We start from the raw sequence: 17,146 nt of genomic DNA on the forward strand, positions 1-17,146 counted from the left end.
GGGCAGGAACGGGCGGCCGGACTCGGGGCGGGTGCGGGCCGGGACGGGGAGGCGGGACCGGTCGGTCTTTCCGTGGGCGCTGAGCGGCAGTTCGTCGACGGGGACGATTCGGCCGGGCAGTGAGCGGCTCGGCAGGCATTGCACCAGGTGCTCGGTGATCTCACCGGTGATGTCGCCGCCGCGTGCCTCCGGGGTGACGACGGCGTATACCGAGAGGCAGAGCCGTCCGGTGCCGTTCTCGTAGGTGCGGGCGCAGGCGTCGGTCACCGCCGGGTGGCTGCGGACGGCGGCCTCCAGTTCGCCCAGTTCGATCCGCTGGCCGCGGATCTTCACCTGGTCGTCCGTCCTTCCGCCGAACTCGATCCGGCCGTCCGGGGTGTACGTGCCCCTGTCCCCGGTGCGGAAGGTCCGCCATCCGTCCGGGGCGGGGAGGCCCAGCGGGGCGAAGCGTTCGTTCTCGCCGGCGTCGACGCCGGTGTAGCCGGCCGCCACGCCGAGGCCGTTGATGTAGATCTCACCGGTCTCACCGACCGGGCAGACCTTCCGGTCCTCGTCGAGGACGTAGATCCGCGTGTTGGCGATGGGGCGGCCGATGGGCACCGGCGTACGTGCGTGCTCGCTCGCGTCGAAGTGCGTCACGTCGATGGACGCCTCGGTCGGCCCGTAGAGGTTGTGCAGCCGTGCGCCGCTCTGGGAGCGGAACTCCTCGACCAGATCGGCGCCGAGCGCCTCGCCGCTGCAGAAGACCAGGCGCAGTTCCGGGCAGCGTCGGCCGCCACCGGCCTGCAGCCACAGCCGCAGCATCGAGGGGACGAAGTGGGTGACGGTGACACCGTGCCGGGTGAAGACATCGATGAGCGCCTCGGGCGAGGCATGGGCGCCATCCGGGACCACCACGGTCCGGGCTCCGGCGTACTGCGGCCAGAACAGCTCCCAGCCGGCGACGTCGAAGGTGAAGGGCGTCTTGAGCGCGACGCGGTCGTCCGGTGTCAGCTCGAAGGCACGCTGCATCCAGTGAATGCGGTTGGCGAACCCGCCGTGCGTGCAGAGCACCCCCTTCGGCCGCCCCGTCGAACCCGAGGTGAAGATCACCTGTGACAGGTCGTCCGCCCCCGGCGGTACGGGGTCGAAAGCCGCTGCCGCAGGGCCGGGGCCGTTCACGTCGAGCCGCGGTATCCCCTCGGCCCCGGGGTCCGCGCCGCCGGCGACGAGTACGGCGGCGGCGCCGCCGCGCGAGGCGATCGAGCTCCTCCAGGCGAGCGGATCACCGATGCCGAGGGGGCAGTACGCATGGCCGGACAGCGCGACGGCATGGGTTGCGGCGACCAGTTCGGCGGAACGGCCGATCGCCACCGCGAAGGTCTTCCGGTTCTTCGCCGTCCCCTCGGCTCCGGCCGTCCTGAGGCGGGCGCCGAGCGCGGACACCCTCTGCCCCAGCTCCTCGTAGGTCCACTCACGATCGCCGTCGACCAGGGCGATACGCGCCCCGAGATCCCGGTAGTTGCCGGCGATGCGCAGCACGACCTCATCCGGGGAGACGTCCTGCGGGTGTCCCTGGAGTTCTTCGATGATCTTCCTGTCCGCCGGACTGCAACGGCTCCACGGGTCCTGATCGAACGACATTGCTCACCTTGCCCACGAGAATCCAGTTGGTGTGCCGAGAAAACTGCTGCCGCGCCGCGCCGGGATCAGTAGAAGCGCACCGAGACGCCGTCCCCCGCAGCGGCGCCCTCTTCGAAGTCGGCCAGGTCGATGGCGACACCGAAGTCCAGCAGGGCGGGCAGGCAGTCCCCGACGTTCATCAGCGGTGCGGCGGCGGAACGGAACTCCCGCGGGTCCACCAGCCCCTGGAGGCCCAAGTCGCAGATGGTGTCCACCGCCCGCAGCGCCTGATGGAGGGACGGCGCCAGATAGGGGTGGCGCCGTCCCGCCTCATGGACCCCGGCGACGTCGAACCGGCCCCGGTGCCACAGGAGTTTGATGTGGCACAGCGATTTGAGGCCCGTCTCCTGGAGGACCGTGCAGTCCACGTACAGCCGGTGCAGCAGCGCCCAGGAGAGCACGGCGTCACTGAGCGTCCGGACGCTCGCGCCGCCGACGCGGATCTCCTGCGTGTCGTCCCACCAGGTGTCCTCGCCGGGCTTCACACGCGTGCCGATGTCCTCGGTCAGCAGATTCAGGCTGTAGTGCAGGTCGACGGAGATCCTCAGGTGGAGGCGTCCGGACACGGTGCAGAACGTCCTGGGCATGAGCGCCTGGACCCTGTCGGAAAGGCCTTCCAGGGCGGGAACGGGCACCAGACGGTGGTACGGCTGGACCTGCCCGTACGAGTAGACCGACTCCTCGGTCATCCGGCTGATGCGCGCCGGCATGCGCCGCACCCGTCCGTTGTCGATGCGGATGCCCACCTCGTAGCCGGAGGACTCCAGGATCCTTCTGGCGTCGGCGAGTGAGTCCTTCCGTACGAGCAGATCGATGTCGTTGCTGAACGACGGGGCGTCGGTGTTGTCGATCAGGGCGTCCAGGGCGAGGCCCTTGTAGGCGATCAGCGGGACGTCCTGGGCGTCGAACTCACGGGATATCGCGGCCAGTTCGGAGCGGTGGATCTCACGGATCTCCAGCGCCGCCGTCCGGTAGAGCTGGAACGGCCCGTCCTCGTCGGCCACGGCCGGATGGCCTGCGTGACTGACGAGTGTCGCGTTGATGATGTTGCGCTGCCGGAGGTAGGAGTAGACGGTCCCGGCGCCGTGGCTTTCCAGGAGGCGGTCGAAGCAGTCCCGGTGCGGCTTCGCGGCCTCCCCGGGAAAGGGGGCGAGGCTGGATCTGATGATCCCTATGCGTTCGGCAACGGTGAGCGGGGACACGTTCTCTCGCCTTCTCGTAGTACGGGTCCGGCTCCTGTGTACGGGGCCGGAGATTGCGGTGCCGTCGGCGGACGGCCGGAAGCGCGCCGCGGGCCGGGACCCCGGTGCGTCCCAGCCCGCGGCGTCGCGCCGTACGGCTACCCGCCCGTCACGTCCGCGGCATGCCGGACCTCGCCCTCCACCCCGTCCTGCGGGGCGAAGGCCGTGGCGGCGACGAGGAAGCCGGGGTCCAGCGCCTGCCACACCTCGTCCAGGAGCTGCCCGGCGTCGCCGGCGTCGACCAGGACGTCCAGGTGGTGGCGGGCGGTCGCGACCTGCTGTCCGTCCGACTCGTAGGTGGAGAGCAGGACTCCGTGACCGATCGGCAGCCGGCCCAGCGCCGTCACCGTGGTGTCGGTGCTCTCCCGGCCGTTCCCGGGCCGGCGGGCCGCGCCCAGCCACGCCTTCCCGTCGGCCCGCTCGACCACGACGGTGATCCTGGGCGTGAAGATCGGCGGGTCCGGCTCGTACTCCAGGCCGTGCAGTGCCTCGGCCGGCGACTGCCCCCCGGTCAGCCGGGCCGCCACCTCGGCGACCTGCTCACCGTTCCCGTAGACGGTCCAGGGGCCCGCCGCGCACGCGGCGACGTAGTGGCGCAGCGCGTCGTTGTCCTGGGCGCCCACGGGGACGACCGCGAGTTCCCCGGCCGCGGAGCCTTCCATACGGCGGGCCCGGGACGCCTCGCTGCGCCCGGTCAGCGCGTACGCGGCGGTGAGAACGTCGTCGTGCGTACGACACAGCACGACCAGCCGACCCGGATACCGGTTGGCGCGGAGTGCTTCGCCGAGATGTTTCATGTGCCAGTCCTCTTACTCGTTGCAAGTTCGGGTGCCTGTTCCGGCCGGCGCAGGAGAGCCAGGTCTTCGAGCCGGAACAGCGCGGTGAGCGGGCAGTCGACGCGTTCGAGGGCCTCGGCCGCGCCCTGTTGCCGGTCAAGTATGACGAACGCGCCGACCACGGAGTGCTGTTGACGCCGCAGCTCACCGACCGTGCGTTCCAGCGCGGCTCCGGTGCCCGCCACGTCGTCGACCACGGCGAAGCGCGTACCCGGCGGCACCTGGCTGGACAGGCGCCCGGAGAGCCCGTAGGACTTGGGCGTACGCCGGACGGCCCTGGCCTCCAACGGGCGGGAGGCGGACGCGCTCACCAGCGAGACGGCGGTGGCGAGCTGGCCTCCCGCGGCGACCTCGCCGGCGACCACCGTGGCCGTCGTCGCGGCGATCCGCTCGTACAGGGCGAGGGCGAGGGCGTGCAGCAGCGCCGGTTCGCCCAGCACCCGGTGGCCGTCGAAGTAGTCGGTCAGCAGCAGTCCGTCGGACCGCTCGGCCGTCACGAACGGGGCGCGGTCCAGCAGCGCCTGTGCCAGCGCGGTGGACGTCATGCCCCGGTCCTCGGCGCGCCCTCGCGGTCGGCGCGTGCGGCCTCGACCGCCTTGAGGGCAGAGCGGAGTGTTTCGTCGGCGTCGCAGAGAGAGGTGTCCAGGCCCGTCAGGTGACCGCCGTCGACGAGGTCGAGGAAGCCGGTGCGGACGCGGGTCATGTGCTCGATGTCGATGGGCCGGTCGCGCTCTTCGGGACGCTGCCGGATGCGTTGCACGGCCACGTCGACCGGACTGTGCGCGAGCAGGGCCAGATCCGGCTTCGGCAGCAGGGCCACCGTGTCCTGGAACCAGCCGTCGAAGTGCTGGCCGCGGGCGAGTGCGTTGGCGACGGTGGTGTAGATGTAGCGGTCGCAGATGACCGTTTCGCCCGCCTCCAGCCGGGGGAGGATGGTGGCCCGCGCATGGTAGAGGCGGTCGCCGAGGGTGACCAGGTAGAGGGCCCGGTGGATCGCCGGGTCGTTGCCGCCCCGCTCGGCGAAGCCGCGGAAGACCTCGGTGGCACGGGCGCTCGGGGTCGGCTGGAAGGTGCTGAACACCTTGTGGCCGGACGCCCTGAGTTCGGCACCGATCCCGTTGACCAGGGTGGTCTTGCCCGCGCCGTCCGTGCCCTCGACCACGACGAGGAGGCCGGGCGCGGTGTGCGGGCGCATCCGGCGGAGGAAGCCGAAGGCGGTGGGGGCCTGCGCCGGTCCCACGTCGGAGGAGGGGGCGCGTACGGAGACCCCGTCCGGGGACACGTCGATCCGGATGAGGGAGCCGACCTCCAGACCCGTACGCGAACGGAGCGCCTCCCGGCCGCCGTTGGCCGGCTTCTCGACGACGACGGCCGCCTCGGTGACCTCGGCGCCGATCTCCCGTACGGCCTTCACCAGGGCGATGAGGGTTCCGCCGGTGGACAGGGTGTCGTCGACCAGGCAGACGCGGTCGCCGGGTTCGATCCCGTTGACGTAGAGGGAGCCGCCCGTGTACTCGCTGTCGAAGTCGACCCGGTGCCCCGGGACGTCGTAGGGGTACGCCCGCGCTAGGGCCAGGGGGAGTCCCGTGGCCAGCGAGAGCGCGGCGCCGATGACGGCCCCCTTCTCCTCCTCGACCAGGATCTTCGTGCAGCCGGCCAGGTCCAGGGAGGCGAGCAGCCTCGCCGTCACGTGCTCCAGCAACCGCGGTCGCAGCGCGGGGATGTGGTCGCACAGTTCGTTGACGCTGGTGAGGTAGCGACCGGAATCGACCACACGCGCTGCGGCATAGGAGTCTTCGAGAATCAAGCGATCAGCCTTCCAGGATGGCGAGGACGCGCGCCCGGTCCGGCTTGCCCGAAGCCGTGCGCGGAATGGCGGGGGTGAAGACCCAGCGGCGGGGCACCGCGAAGCTGCTGAGGCGCTCACGGAGGTGCTGGGCCAGCTCCGCGGCGGTGGCGCCGGGTTCGGCGTGGACGAGAGCGGCCACCATCTCGCCGCGATCGGGGTCGGGGACCCCGGCCACCACCGCGTCCTTGACCAACGGGCTGTTCAGCAGGTGGTGTTCGACATCGAAGGGACTGACCTTCGCACCGGCCACATTGATGAGCACCTTCGTCCGGCCGGTGAGCCACAGCCTGCCCAGGTCGTCGAGCCTGCCCAGGTCGCCGGTCTCCACGAAGCACGCCTCGGGGCCGTCGCCGGGGACGGCCGGGCTGGTGGGGACCGGCGCCCGGCCACCCCCTCCCGTGAGGTACTGGACGGGGGCGGCGGGCCGGTCGATCACGACGTGTCCGGTGCGCCCCGCCCCGAGGGGCACGCCGTCCGGTCCGACGACCCGCACGGTGACTCCGGGGACCGGCAGCCCCACCGATCCCACCGTGTCCGGGTGAGCGGCGAGGTTCATCGTGGCGATGCCACCCTCGGACAGCCCGTACTCCTGGCAGACGGGCACACCGGTGACGTCCTGCCACCCCTCGGCCCAGGAGGGGTGCAACGGAGCGCCCCCCGACAGCGGGTGGCGGAGCCCGGGGAGGCCGACGCGTCGGACCTCCTTCGAACGGGCCACCGCGCGGAACACGTAGGGGGTGCCGGAGAGCGTCCCCGGGCGGTGCTCGTGCGCCATCCGCACCATCGCCGCGGGGTCGTATCGGGGCGTCAGCAGCGTCGTCGCGCCTGCTCGGAGCGCCGCCGTCAGCAGCCCGGAGGCGAAGCTGTGCGAGACGGGCGTGCCGGTCAGGACCGGGTGCTCCGGGCCGAGGCCGAGTGCCTGTGCGACCGCATCGGCCTCGTCGTCGATGTTCGCCGCGCTGCGCAGGACTCCCTTGGCGGTGCCGGTGGTGCCGGAGGTGAGGTGCACCAGCGCGGGGCGGTCGGCATCCGCTTCGGCGGGCTCCCGGCCGGGCAGTCGCCCGGGGCCGTCCGCGGAGACGAGGAGACCGGCCGACAGGTCGGCTGCCAGCGCTTCGGCGGTGGGGGCGGGCATGGCCTCGGGCAGCGGCAGGACCGGGAACCCGCAGGACCGCAGGGCCAGGAAGTCGATCACCCACTGGCAGTCGGCGGACCGGTGGAGCGCCGCGATGCCGGGGCGGGTACCGGCTGCCGGGGACAGTTCGCCGGCCCGATGCGCGACCCGGTCGACAAGCCGGGACCAGGTCAGCGAGCGCTCCGGGTCGACCAGCGCGAGCGCGTGCGGGCGTTGTGCCGCGTGGGCGTGGAGGACGTCGAGCATCATGCGGCCTCCTCCGGCTCCGGGCGCCGGTAGTGGACGAGCAGCGTGGAGGAGTAGGCCCCCGTGCCGGCGACGACCACTTCGTCTGCCTCACCGCGCGCGATCATGTCCATGGCCTCCAGATGGGCACTCAACGGTTCGGCGGCACCGCCCAGCGCCTCGTGCTCCGTCCATCCGGCGTCCGTCGCGAGGCCGGCGGCCGTACGGTCCAGCCCGGTGACGATCAAGGTCTTCGGCCGTACGGGGCAGAGCCTCGCCAGCCCTTCCTCCAGCACATCGAGTCCGGCCGGCGCGGCGGCGACGGGCAGGCGGACCGCTGCCACCAGCTCGACCGCGGACGTCTGTGCCGGGGAGGGCCCGGAGCCGACCGCGATCACCGTGCCCGTCGGCGGGACCGGGGGATCGCCCGCTTCCGCCCAGAGCCGGTTCTCCGGGGCGTCGTAGCCCCCGGCGAGACAGGCCGACGCCCTCCCCGTCGCCACCAGGTGCGCTGCCGAGACGAGGGCCTCGACCGCCGCCGTCCTGCCGAGGAAGGTCTCGGTCTGACCGGTGACTCCGAAGAGGACGGACGCCATCGCGGCGGGGGTGTTGAACGTGGACAGCGCGAAGTCCATCGGATCGACCCGGCGCGGTCCCCGCTCCCGGAGGGTGGTGTGGATGCGGGCATGGTGGCTCTGCATCCCGTACTCGGTGCCGAGCAGCAGACCACCGGCGAGGAGGTCCGCACGCGTCGTCGCCCCCAGGCCGCCCAGCAGGGAGCCGACCGCGTCCGCCACCAGGAGGCAGGTCCGGTCGGGGAGGGGGTTGCCGACGGGAGCGGCGGCGACCGCGGGCGAGGCGCCGTCCCAGCCCGCGGACCAGCCGCGAGCGGTGGCACGGCCGTCCGTGACCGAGGCGGCCGCGTAGACGCGGACGGGCCTGCGGACCACGGGACGGGGCCGGGCCGGACGGTCGTCCAGTACCACCGTGCAGTTGGCGCCCCCGAAGCCGGAGGCGTGCACCAGCACCGACCCCTGGGGATGGGGCCCGTGCCCGTCGGAGAGTGCGAGCGCCCGGGTCCCCGGGTCCTGTTCCCCGGGGTGCAGTACCGGGGGCACCTCGTTCCGGAGCAGCCCCTCGGTGGCCGCGATGAAGGTGAACAGGCCCGCGGCGCCTTCGGTGTGGCCGGCGGCGGCCTTGATCGCCGTGGTCCGCACCGGGCGGCCGCCGGCAGTCAGCACACTGCCCACCGCCTGGGCCTCCGCCAGGTCGCCGGCCTGCGAGGCGGTCCCGTGCGCGTGGTAGAGCCCGATCTCCTCCGGGCCGCGGCCGGCATCGTCGAGCGCGCGGGACAGGGACCGGGCGATGCCCTGCGCGGCGGGGGTCGTCAGATGGACGGCGTCGGAGCAGGCACCCCAGCCCTGGACGGTCACCAGAGCCGGACGCCCGCGCTCCGCCGCGTGCCGGGAGCTCTCGAGGACCACCACCGCCGCGCCCTCCGCCAGAACGAATCCGCTCCGGTCGGCGGCGAACGGCCGCGTCGTCGTCCGGGACAGCAGGCGCATCGAGTGGAAGCCCGCGAAGACGACCTCGGTCAGCACGTCGACCGCGGCGACCAGGACGACCGGGGCCTCTCCGCTCCTGATCCGCTCACTGGCCCAGGCCAGCGCCCCGGTGCTCGACGCGCAGGCGGAGGACAGCACCACGCAGGGGCCGTTCAGCGCGAGCCGTTCACGCAGCGAGACGGCCGGCCCTTCCTTGCGGTACCGACTGGCGTCGGTCCCCTCCCCGGGCGGCATGGACCCGAAGGCCACGTCCGGCAGGTGCCAGCCCGCACTGGTGGACGCGAGCGCCAGCCCGGCGGACCGCAGCCGTCCCGGTGCCAGACCGGCCTGGGCCAGGGCCTGGTCGGCAGAAGCCGCCAGAAGATCCGCCGGGCGGTCCTCGACCGAGCCCTCCCAGGCGGGGACTTCGTGCACGGCGGTGGTCCGGTAGCCGGAGCTGCCGGGCCAGTCGGCCGTCGTGGGTTCCCGTCCCGTGAAGAGGCCCTCCCAGAAGCGCCGTACTCCGGTCCCGAAGGGCGAGACGCAGCCCATGCCGGTGACCACTACCCCCGTCGACTCCGTCACGCCGGGCCGGTCCCGGACGCCGCGTCCACGATGCGCGCGAGGTCGGCCACGGTCTTCGCGGTGTCGAGGTCGCTGTCGTCGATGTCGATCCGGAACGCGTCCTCGATATCGGCGGCGAGCGACAGCAGCTCCAGCGAGTCGATGCCGAGGTCCACCAGTCTGGCCTGCGGCGACACCGAGGCGCTTCCGTCCCGCAGTTCCGGACTGTGCGCGATCAGCAGCTGTTCGAGTACGTCGGTGACGCCCTGCTCGGTGATGCCCTGCTCGGTCATGTGCTCGTCCTTGTCTCTTTCCGGCCGGACCGTGTCAGTGGAAGTCGGGGTCGAGCCGGCCCATGGCCGCGAGTCCGACCTTCAGCTGGCCGTCCGGGTCGAAGGTGTCGTAGAAGGTGCCGCGTTCCATGTCGAAGATGCGCGCGGCGCGGAGAACGGAGGGTCCGCGGACGAAGAGCGTCAGACAGGGGTCGGTGTCGCTGTCGTTGATGACCTGGTGCGGCCGGCCGGCCGGCAGCGAGTTGGACTCCCCTTCCGCCAGGGAATGTTCGAGGTCCTCGCGGAGCAGGGACTCGTTGGCCTCCTCGTCGGTCTTCAGGACCTCGAACTGCCGCTCCCGGTACCCGCCGCGCAGCATGACGGTGCTGCAGTGCCACTTGTGGTAGTGGACCCGTTCCTGGGCGCCGCCGTTCTGCAGCCTCGTTTTGAACCGGTGCAGCCGGATACGGAAGCCGTTGCCCGGCTCCGAATGGAGGACGAACTTGTCCATGAGGATGCGCGGATAAGCGGAATGCGGAGCAAGGCTGCGGAAGAGCTCACCGTCCGCCAGGATCTCGTCCGTACGCTCCGCGAAGATCTCCGGACGTGCGGCCGCGGCCTGCAGGATCTCCTCGACCACGGGCGCCTGCCGTTCCATGTACGAGCCGTCGCGCCAGTCGACCTCGCCCCGCAGGGCCGTCACGAAGTCGTTCCACGTGCTGATTGACACGATTTCCCCCAGGGGATTCGGCGACAGGTTGGAGAGGCGCGAGACGTCAGGTCAGGGCAGGTCAGGCCGGGGAGACCCCGGCGGTGCTCCCGGCGGGGACGACGACGGTCCACAGAGCGGGCACCATGGCCGCGGGGAAGGTCGGCAGGGCGCGATGCGCCGCCTGCCGCAGCTCCTCGACGTCCACGGGCTCGTCGCAGAAGACCCGGGCCGACAGGACGGGGCCGTCCGCGCCTTCCGTGACGGCGGCCTCGACAGGTCGGCCGGGCAGGACTCCGGACAGCATCGACACAACATCGGGCAGATGGATCCAGCAGTGGTCCACCAGGGCCCAGTCCGCCCCTCTGGCCGGGGGGCGGCAGCCCTCGTCGGCGAGGATCCCGCGCAGCTCCGAGAGCGGCAGGTCGGCGCCGGCGACCCGGATGAGTACCTTCTCCAGGCCCCGCATCAGCAGCTCCGCCGAATCCGCCGACATGAAGGCGGTGTCGACCATGGCGTATACGTGGTCGCAGTCGCCCAGCGTCCTGGCATGGAAGAAGAACTTCGCGTCCTGCCGGTCCCACGCGCCGATCCACTCCAGACGCGTACCGCAGGCCAGCGATTCCAGGTCGGCATCGTCGTCCGACCGCACGGCCCGGTCGCCCATGAACACCCTGATGTCGTTGAAGAACGACGAGAGATCGAGGCGGACTCCACGTTCACTGTCGACCTGGGCCATCAGACGGTCGCGCTCGACCGGATCGCACTGACTGCGCAGCAGGTCCGCCCTGGTGGCGCCCGCCACGGAGTGGACCAGGCCGGTGAATGTTCCGTCCGCGAGATCGGCGCACACCAGGCCGTTGCTCACGGCGCTGCTCACGATCCGCTTGAGATCGGGGAAGGACCGATTGCCGAGAATCGTCTTGAAGGCCACGCGCCGGTTCCCGGTGAACACGCCGAGCAGCAGGGCGGTGGCGGCGAGCAGGACGTTCGACGTGGTGGATCCGTCGCGCCCGGAGATCCGGCGCAGTGCCTCGGTGAGGGCGGGGGAGCGCATTTCGATCCGCCGGAAGCGCGCCTGGTCGGGCGGCAGTTGAGGTCCGGGGAACATGGTCTGCGGGATCGTCCGGAGCTGCTGCTCCAGACGTTCGAGGGCACGGGCGGAGAGCCGCTGTCCCGCCGCCGACCGTTCATGGGCGGCTCGCTCCAGGGGCTGCGGCGCGGGCGCGGTCCAGGAGGTTCCGCCCATCAGCCCGCTCAGTTCCTCGGAGAGGACCCGGGTCGCGCCGCCGTCCGCGAACACATGCGAGAGCACCATGACGACCCGTGCGGGCGCCCGCCGTACGGAGACGACGCAGAGGCGCGCGGGCCAGTCGTCGAGCAGGTCGAACGACCGGCCGGACAGCTCCTCGCGGCACCGCGCGGCGACCTCGTCCACGGTCTCCTCGGACGCCTCCGCCAGGAGCACCGGCAAGGACCCCGAGGCGAAGACCTCCTGGAGCGGTTCGCCGTCGGCGGCGAGGGTGATCCGGCTCCGGAACGCCTCATGGCGGTGGACGACACGGCTCAGGGCGTCCATGACCTCTTCGTACGACAGCCCGGCGGGTACCGGGACGGACAGCGCCATGTTGAAGTAGTGCGCCTCCTGTCCCATCCACTGGCAGTCGTTCCACAGCAGCCGCTGCGCCCACATCAGGGGGCCCGGCCCGCGCGCCGGGCCGGAGAAGGCGAGGCTCCCCGGAACCCGTGATCCGTCGGCGGAGCTCCCGGATCTGTCGCTCGTGGGGGTCACAGCGCTGAACTCTCCGTCCGGTGCGGGCAGGGAACGCGGTCTCTCGGCGCGCGACCGGCTGTGAGGACAGCATCGACAGCGCCATTCCAGCCAACGGCTGGGCCGCAGTGGCTGAATGCGCCCTCATATTGGACTGGACCAATGGGGGGTGTCAAGATCGTCACGCGAGGGAGGTCATGATCAACAGGCCTACGAGCAAGGCCAGTTGGGGCACATATCCGGGCATCAGGGGTCAGGCGGTGTAGGCCCCCGCCTGAAGGTCGAACATCTCCTGGTACAGCCCCTGCCGGTCCATGAGCTCCTGGTGGCTGCCGACCTCGGCCACCCGGCCGCCGTCGAGTACGACGATCCGGTCGGCGAGCCGCACGGTGGAGAAACGGTGCGAGACGAAGAGCGTGGTCGCGCTGCCGGAGGAGGCGGCTGCCGCGAAGCGCTCGAAGAGGGAGTGCTCGGCGGACGCGTCCAGGGCGGCGGCGGGTTCGTCCAGGACGAGCAGCAGCGGATCGGAACGGAGCACGGTACGGGCCAGCCCGAGGGACTGCCACTGGCCGCCGGAGAACTCCTGGCCGTCCCCGTAGCCGCGTCCGATCAGTCCGTCCAGCCCGCCCGGCACCTTGGCCTCCAGGGCCTCGGCCCGCGCGTCCGACAGGGCCGTACGGAGTGCGGCGTCGTCGTCCAGGGCTTCGAGCCGGCCGATGCCGACGGACTCGCGGAGCGTCAGTTCGACGCGGGCGAAGTCCTGGAACAAGGTCGCGAGCCGTTCCTGCCACTGCTCGGGGTCGAGGTCGGCGAGGTCGGTGCCGTCGACCAGGATGCGGCCCGCGGTGGGCCGGTAGAGCCCGCAGAGCAGTTTGACGAGGGTGCTCTTCCCGGCCCCGTTCTCGCCGACGAGCGCGGTGCTGGAATCCGCCGGGAGGAAGAGGGAGACGTCGTCCAGGATCTTCCGGTCGCTGCCGGGGTAGGCGAAGGACACGTGTTCCAGCCGGATGCCCTCGCGCAGCGCGGGCGGCGGGGCGGCATGCCCGGCAGCCTCCTTCGCGGGGACCAGCGACCGCAGTTCGGCGAGTAGTTCGATGATCCGGCCGGCGCTCTGCAGCCGCCCCAGCTGGCCGAGGGCTGCCGCGACCTGCCCGCCGACCTGGACGGCCAGCGTGAGGGTCAGCACCAGTTCGCCCACGCCCGCCTCGCCGCGCGCGGCACGCCGCAGCACGATCAGGATCGCCGCCCCGTAGGCGGCTGCGAACCAGACCTGGCCGGCCGCGCGGACCAGTGCCCCGCGCAGTTCGCCGCCCAGCTGCCGGTCGGTGACGCCGCGCCAAGCGGCGCCGTGCCGCTCGGTGACCGCCTGCCGGGCTCCGAAGAGCCGGATCTCCTTGGCGGTGGCGGCTGTCGTGCCGGCCTCCACCAGGTGCCGGGCGAGCTGGAGTTCGGAGGCGCTGCCCGCCCGTGCGGCGTCGGCGATCCGCTGCGCCCGGCTGCCGGCGAGCACCGCCGGGACGGCGGCGAGCGGCAGCAGGGCCAGCCAGGGGTCCACCCCGGCCAGCACCACGGCGGTCAGCAGCCCCTGCAGCAGCGAACCTCCGAGCAGCAGGACCGCTTCCATGGCGGCCCGGACCTGGAAGATCCGGTCGGCGAGCTGTGTCAGTGTCTCGCCGAACCGGGGGTTGTCGTGGGCCTCGACGCCCGGCGAACCGTTGACCGCATCGGCGATCTCCCGGCTGATGGCGAGCTGTTGGAGCTGGGCGAGCTCGTAGTAGGAGAGGTGCGCGAAGTGCGCCATGGTGAGATCGAGGACCAGCACCAGGCCGATGCCGACGGAGAGGGTCAGGGCCGCCCCGCCCCGGCCGCCGAGTGCCGCCTCGGTGAAGGCGGCGAGCAGTACGGCGGCGACCGGCGCGGCCAGGTATCCGGCCGCGAGCAGGCCGACGGAGGTGAGCAGCCGTCCGGGGCTGAGCCGCCATCCGAGGGCCAGCAGATAGCGGGCCGATGCTGTGACGGTTCTCAACTTCTGCTCCCGACGGTGCTGTTGTCGTCTTCGAAGCGCTGGGCCTGCAGCCGGAAGAGTCCGGCGTAACGGCCGTCGGCGCGCATCAGGGACTCGTGGTCGCCCTGCTCCAGGACCCGGCCGTGCTCCACGACCACGATCCGGTCGGCGCGCCGGACGGTCGAGAAGCGGTGCGAGATGATCAGGCTGGTGATGCCGCGCGAACCGGCCTCGGCGAGGAACTCGTCGAAGAAGGCGACCTCGCCGCGCACGTCCAGTTGCGCCGTGGGTTCGTCCAGGACGAGCAGCGAGGCACCCCCCTCGACGGCGAACAGGGCACGTGCCAGCGCGATGCGCTGCCACTGGCCGCCGGAGAGGTCGTGCCCGCCGGGGTAGCGGCGGGAGAGCGGCGTACGCAGTCCGTCGGGGAGCCTGTCCACGACGGCCCCGGCCCCGGCCCGTCGGGCGGCGTCGAGCAGGACCGCTTCGTCGGGCGCCAGGTGCGGGGCCCCCAGGCCGATGTTGTCGGCGGCGGGCAGTTCGTAGCGGAGGAAGTCCTGGAAGACGACGGCGATCCTGCGCTGCCAGGACTCCGGGCTGTGAGCGGCCAGATCGGCGCCGTCCACGGTGATCCGCCCCGAGGTCGGTTCGTAGAGCCGGGCGAGCAGTTTCACCAGGGTCGTCTTCCCGGCGCCGTTGAGGCCGACGATCGCGGTGCAGGCGCCGGCCGGGATCTCCAGGTCGAGGCCGTCCAGGACCTTGGGCGCGTCCGGACGGTAGGAGAAGGCGACGCCCTCGAAGCGGATGCTGTGCCCGGGGCGCGGCGCGGGCTCCGTGCCGGCCGCCGGGCAGGACTTCAACTCCTCCAGGGCTTCCAGCCGTTCGAGGGCGTGGAAGGACTCCAGACCGAACTGGGTCTGGGTGTCGCACTCGGGGAAGGCGACGCCGAAGCGCATGGTGACCAGCGCGGCCTGGAGGCCGATGCCGAGGGCGAAGAGGTCGGTGCGGCCCTGCACGGTGCCGTGCGCGAGCAGCGCGAACACGGCGGTACCGCCGACGAACCCGGCGGCGGCCAGGGCGACGAAGGGCCAGAACTGGAGTCGGCGGCTGCCCGCCCAGAGCGGATGCAGGCCGTCCATGGTGTCGCGGCCGAAGCGGGCACTCAGCCAGGGCATCAGGCCCAGCAGCCGGATCTCTTTCGCGGCGCCCGTCCCCGTGGCCAGCTGGCGGATGTACCCGGTGCGCCGCCGGTGTCCGGCGAGGGAGTCCCACAGGGCGGCGTAACGGCCCAGGGTGCCGCGGACGCCGAAACGGATCGCCAGGGCGGTGACGGCGGTGACGGCGGCGCCGGCCGGTCCGGCCGCGTATCCGACCAGCGCCACGGCGAAGGTGAGCTGGAGGTATCGGGCGAGCAGCAGCGGCAGCGCGGCGGCGGCCTCGCCCGGGGTGGGGACGGTGCGGGCGAAGGCGGCCCTGGCGTCGGCGAGCAGGTCCTCGTGCGCGCTGTCCTCCAGCACCCCGAAGGGCGCCCGGCGCAGGGTGACATCGAGCAGCCGGCCGATGCAGTGGCCGTCGACCCGGCGGGAGACCGCCTCGGTCAGCGCGGGCTGGAAGGGGGCGAGAGCGTGCTGGAGCGCGAAGGCCCCGACGACGACGGCCAGCCAGCCGTAGACCTCGCCCGTCAGGCCCGCGCCCCCGGCGGCCCGGTCCAGGAGCACGCTCGCCGCGAGCACGAACACCCCCGGCAGCAGGCCGAGGACGGTGTTCACCAGCAGTGACGCGGCCACCAACGGCGTGCCCGCGCGGGGCAGGAGCCGGGCGAGGTCGATCCAGCGGCCGGCCCTGCGCCGCACCACGGCGACGGCTCCGGCAAACGGTCTTCGTCCTGGCACAGCGGCTTTCCCCCGGTACGTCCGTGTGGCGGCGGCGACCGGAACGGACGGCGCGCCCGGAGGCACGGTCGGTCCCGGTGGCGCTCGGTGATCGACATATTGGCCTGGACCAATTCGGGGCGTCAAGGTTCCGGAGCGCTGCTCGGCTGTGAACCGGGTTGCGCGGAAGGGGTGTTGTCGCCCTGCTCAGGCTGCCCGGGGGATGCGGGGCAGCTCTTCCTCACCCCCGCAGCCGCACCGGGAGCCTCCGTACGCTGTTGCCCACGAACGATGCGTGGCGCGGGAGTTCGGGCTCCGGGACCGCGAGGTCCAGGGCCGGGAAGCGGGTGAAGAGCTGTTCCAGGGCCGTGGTGCTTTCCAGGCGGGCCAGGGGTGCGCCCATGCAGTAGTGCGCACCGTGTCCCAGGGAGAGATGGCGGGACGCGCCGGTACGGGTGATGTCGAAGCGCGCCGCGTCCGGACCGTGGGCCCGGGTGTCGCGGCCGGCCGCCGAGTACCCCGCGAGGACCGGGGTGCCCCGGGGGATCACGGTGCCGCCCAGGGGCAGGTCGCGGGTCGGGTAGCGGAAGGGGAAGTAGCTGACCGGGCTGTCCCAGCGCAAGGTCTCCTCCACCACGTCCGCCCAGCTCGCCCCGCCGGAGAGGACCAGGCCGAGCTGGTCGCGGTGGGTGCACAGGGCGCGTACGGCGTTCGTGATCAGGTTCAGCGTCGTCTCGTGCCCCGCGATGACGGTCAGCATCAGCGTGCCGATCAGCTCGTGCGGGCTGAACCGGTCGCCGTCCTGCTCGCGGGCCGCGATCATCGCGCTGGTGAGGTCGTCCCCGGGACCGGCCGTCCGGGCGGCGACGACCGCGCCCAGGATCTCGACCATCTCCCGGTTGGCCGCCATCACCTCGGCCGGACCGATGTCCGTGGCCACGATCCTGCTGGACAGGTCGTGCAGCCGGTCGTGGTGGGCCTCGTCCACGCCCAGAAGTTCGCAGATGACCCCCATCGGCAGCGGCAGCGCGAAGTGCGTACGAAGGTCGACGACCCCGTCCTCGGCGGCGGCCGCCTCCAGACCGTCGAGCAGATGCCCCGTCAGCTCAACCATGTGCGGACGCAGTTCCTCGACCCGGCGGGCCGTGAACGCCTTGCTCATCAGTGCCCGCAGCCGCCGGTGGTCGGCGCCGTCCGCGGTCGTCATTCCCTGCACCGTGGCGAACGTCCTGAGCGGCCAGCCGTCGGCGATCTCCCCGGCCTGCAGCGCCGCGAAGTGCCGTGCGTTCTTGGCGACATCCGGATGCGCGAGGAATTCCTTCAGCGCGTCGTGGCCCAGCACGGCCATTCCCTGAACCCCGCCGGGGAGGACGACCGGGGCGACCGCCCCCTGAGCCAACAACCGGGCGTTGGCCGCGTGCGGGCAGCCGCCCGCGGGGTCCAGGCGGTGAGGAGGGGCGGG

Annotated in this window: 13 protein-coding genes; all 13 read right to left on the minus strand. The window is 72.3% G+C overall.

Annotated features, from left to right (window positions below; translation table 11 throughout):
- A partial coding sequence (locus EAO73_RS35200) for an amino acid adenylation domain-containing protein (protein ID WP_147975601.1) occupies positions 1 to 1,623 on the minus strand: 1,623 nt, incomplete at its 3' end.
- A 65-nt stretch (positions 1,624 to 1,688) separates the two neighbouring features.
- Positions 1,689 to 2,864 carry a nucleotidyltransferase family protein gene (locus EAO73_RS35205; protein WP_191134349.1) on the minus strand — a complete coding sequence of 392 codons (1,176 nt, stop codon included), beginning with the start codon at positions 2,862 to 2,864 and terminating at the stop codon, positions 1,689 to 1,691.
- 137 nt (positions 2,865 to 3,001) lie between these two features.
- On the minus strand, positions 3,002 to 3,700 hold the full coding sequence (locus EAO73_RS35210) for an IMP cyclohydrolase (RefSeq protein WP_147975603.1): 699 nt from the start codon (positions 3,698 to 3,700) through the stop codon (positions 3,002 to 3,004).
- The gene (locus tag EAO73_RS35215; RefSeq protein ID WP_147975604.1) at positions 3,697 to 4,284 is read right to left on the minus strand and encodes an orotate phosphoribosyltransferase; all 588 of its coding nucleotides are present in this window, start codon (positions 4,282 to 4,284) and stop codon (positions 3,697 to 3,699) included. The genes EAO73_RS35210 and EAO73_RS35215 overlap by 4 nt, the downstream gene beginning before the upstream one ends.
- The gene (gene tmk, locus EAO73_RS35220; protein ID WP_147975605.1) at positions 4,281 to 5,546 is read right to left on the minus strand and encodes a dTMP kinase; all 1,266 of its coding nucleotides are present in this window, start codon (positions 5,544 to 5,546) and stop codon (positions 4,281 to 4,283) included. The genes EAO73_RS35215 and tmk overlap by 4 nt, the downstream gene beginning before the upstream one ends.
- 4 nt (positions 5,547 to 5,550) lie before the next feature.
- Positions 5,551 to 6,972: a class I adenylate-forming enzyme family protein gene (locus EAO73_RS35225; protein WP_147975606.1), complete on the minus strand. Its 1,422-nt coding sequence runs from the start codon at positions 6,970 to 6,972 to the stop codon at positions 5,551 to 5,553.
- Entirely contained in the window at positions 6,969 to 9,077 is a 2,109-nt protein-coding gene (locus tag EAO73_RS35230) for a beta-ketoacyl synthase N-terminal-like domain-containing protein (RefSeq protein WP_147975607.1), read from the minus strand. The genes EAO73_RS35225 and EAO73_RS35230 overlap by 4 nt, the downstream gene beginning before the upstream one ends.
- Positions 9,074 to 9,349 carry an acyl carrier protein gene (locus EAO73_RS35235; protein WP_147975608.1) on the minus strand — a complete coding sequence of 92 codons (276 nt, stop codon included), beginning with the start codon at positions 9,347 to 9,349 and terminating at the stop codon, positions 9,074 to 9,076. The genes EAO73_RS35230 and EAO73_RS35235 overlap by 4 nt, the downstream gene beginning before the upstream one ends.
- A 34-nt stretch (positions 9,350 to 9,383) precedes the next feature.
- Positions 9,384 to 10,058 carry a hypothetical protein gene (locus EAO73_RS35240; RefSeq protein ID WP_147975609.1) on the minus strand — a complete coding sequence of 225 codons (675 nt, stop codon included), beginning with the start codon at positions 10,056 to 10,058 and terminating at the stop codon, positions 9,384 to 9,386.
- A 61-nt stretch (positions 10,059 to 10,119) separates the two neighbouring features.
- The gene (locus tag EAO73_RS35245) at positions 10,120 to 11,829 is read right to left on the minus strand and encodes a condensation domain-containing protein (RefSeq protein ID WP_147975610.1); all 1,710 of its coding nucleotides are present in this window, start codon (positions 11,827 to 11,829) and stop codon (positions 10,120 to 10,122) included.
- Between the two features lie 232 nt (positions 11,830 to 12,061).
- Entirely contained in the window at positions 12,062 to 13,834 is a 1,773-nt protein-coding gene (locus EAO73_RS35250) for an ABC transporter ATP-binding protein (protein WP_147975611.1), read from the minus strand.
- Complete coding sequence (locus EAO73_RS35255; RefSeq protein WP_224756597.1) at positions 13,831 to 15,705, minus strand: ATP-binding cassette domain-containing protein; 1,875 nt, start codon at positions 15,703 to 15,705, stop codon at positions 13,831 to 13,833. The genes EAO73_RS35250 and EAO73_RS35255 overlap by 4 nt, the downstream gene beginning before the upstream one ends.
- Positions 15,706 to 15,925: 220 nt before the next feature.
- The coding region (locus EAO73_RS35260) for a cytochrome P450 family protein (RefSeq protein ID WP_224756598.1) at positions 15,926 to 17,146 on the minus strand (1,221 nt) is incomplete at its 5' end.

This window comes from Streptomyces sp. col6 (assembly GCF_008042035.1).
Taxonomy (GTDB): domain Bacteria; phylum Actinomycetota; class Actinomycetes; order Streptomycetales; family Streptomycetaceae; genus Streptomyces.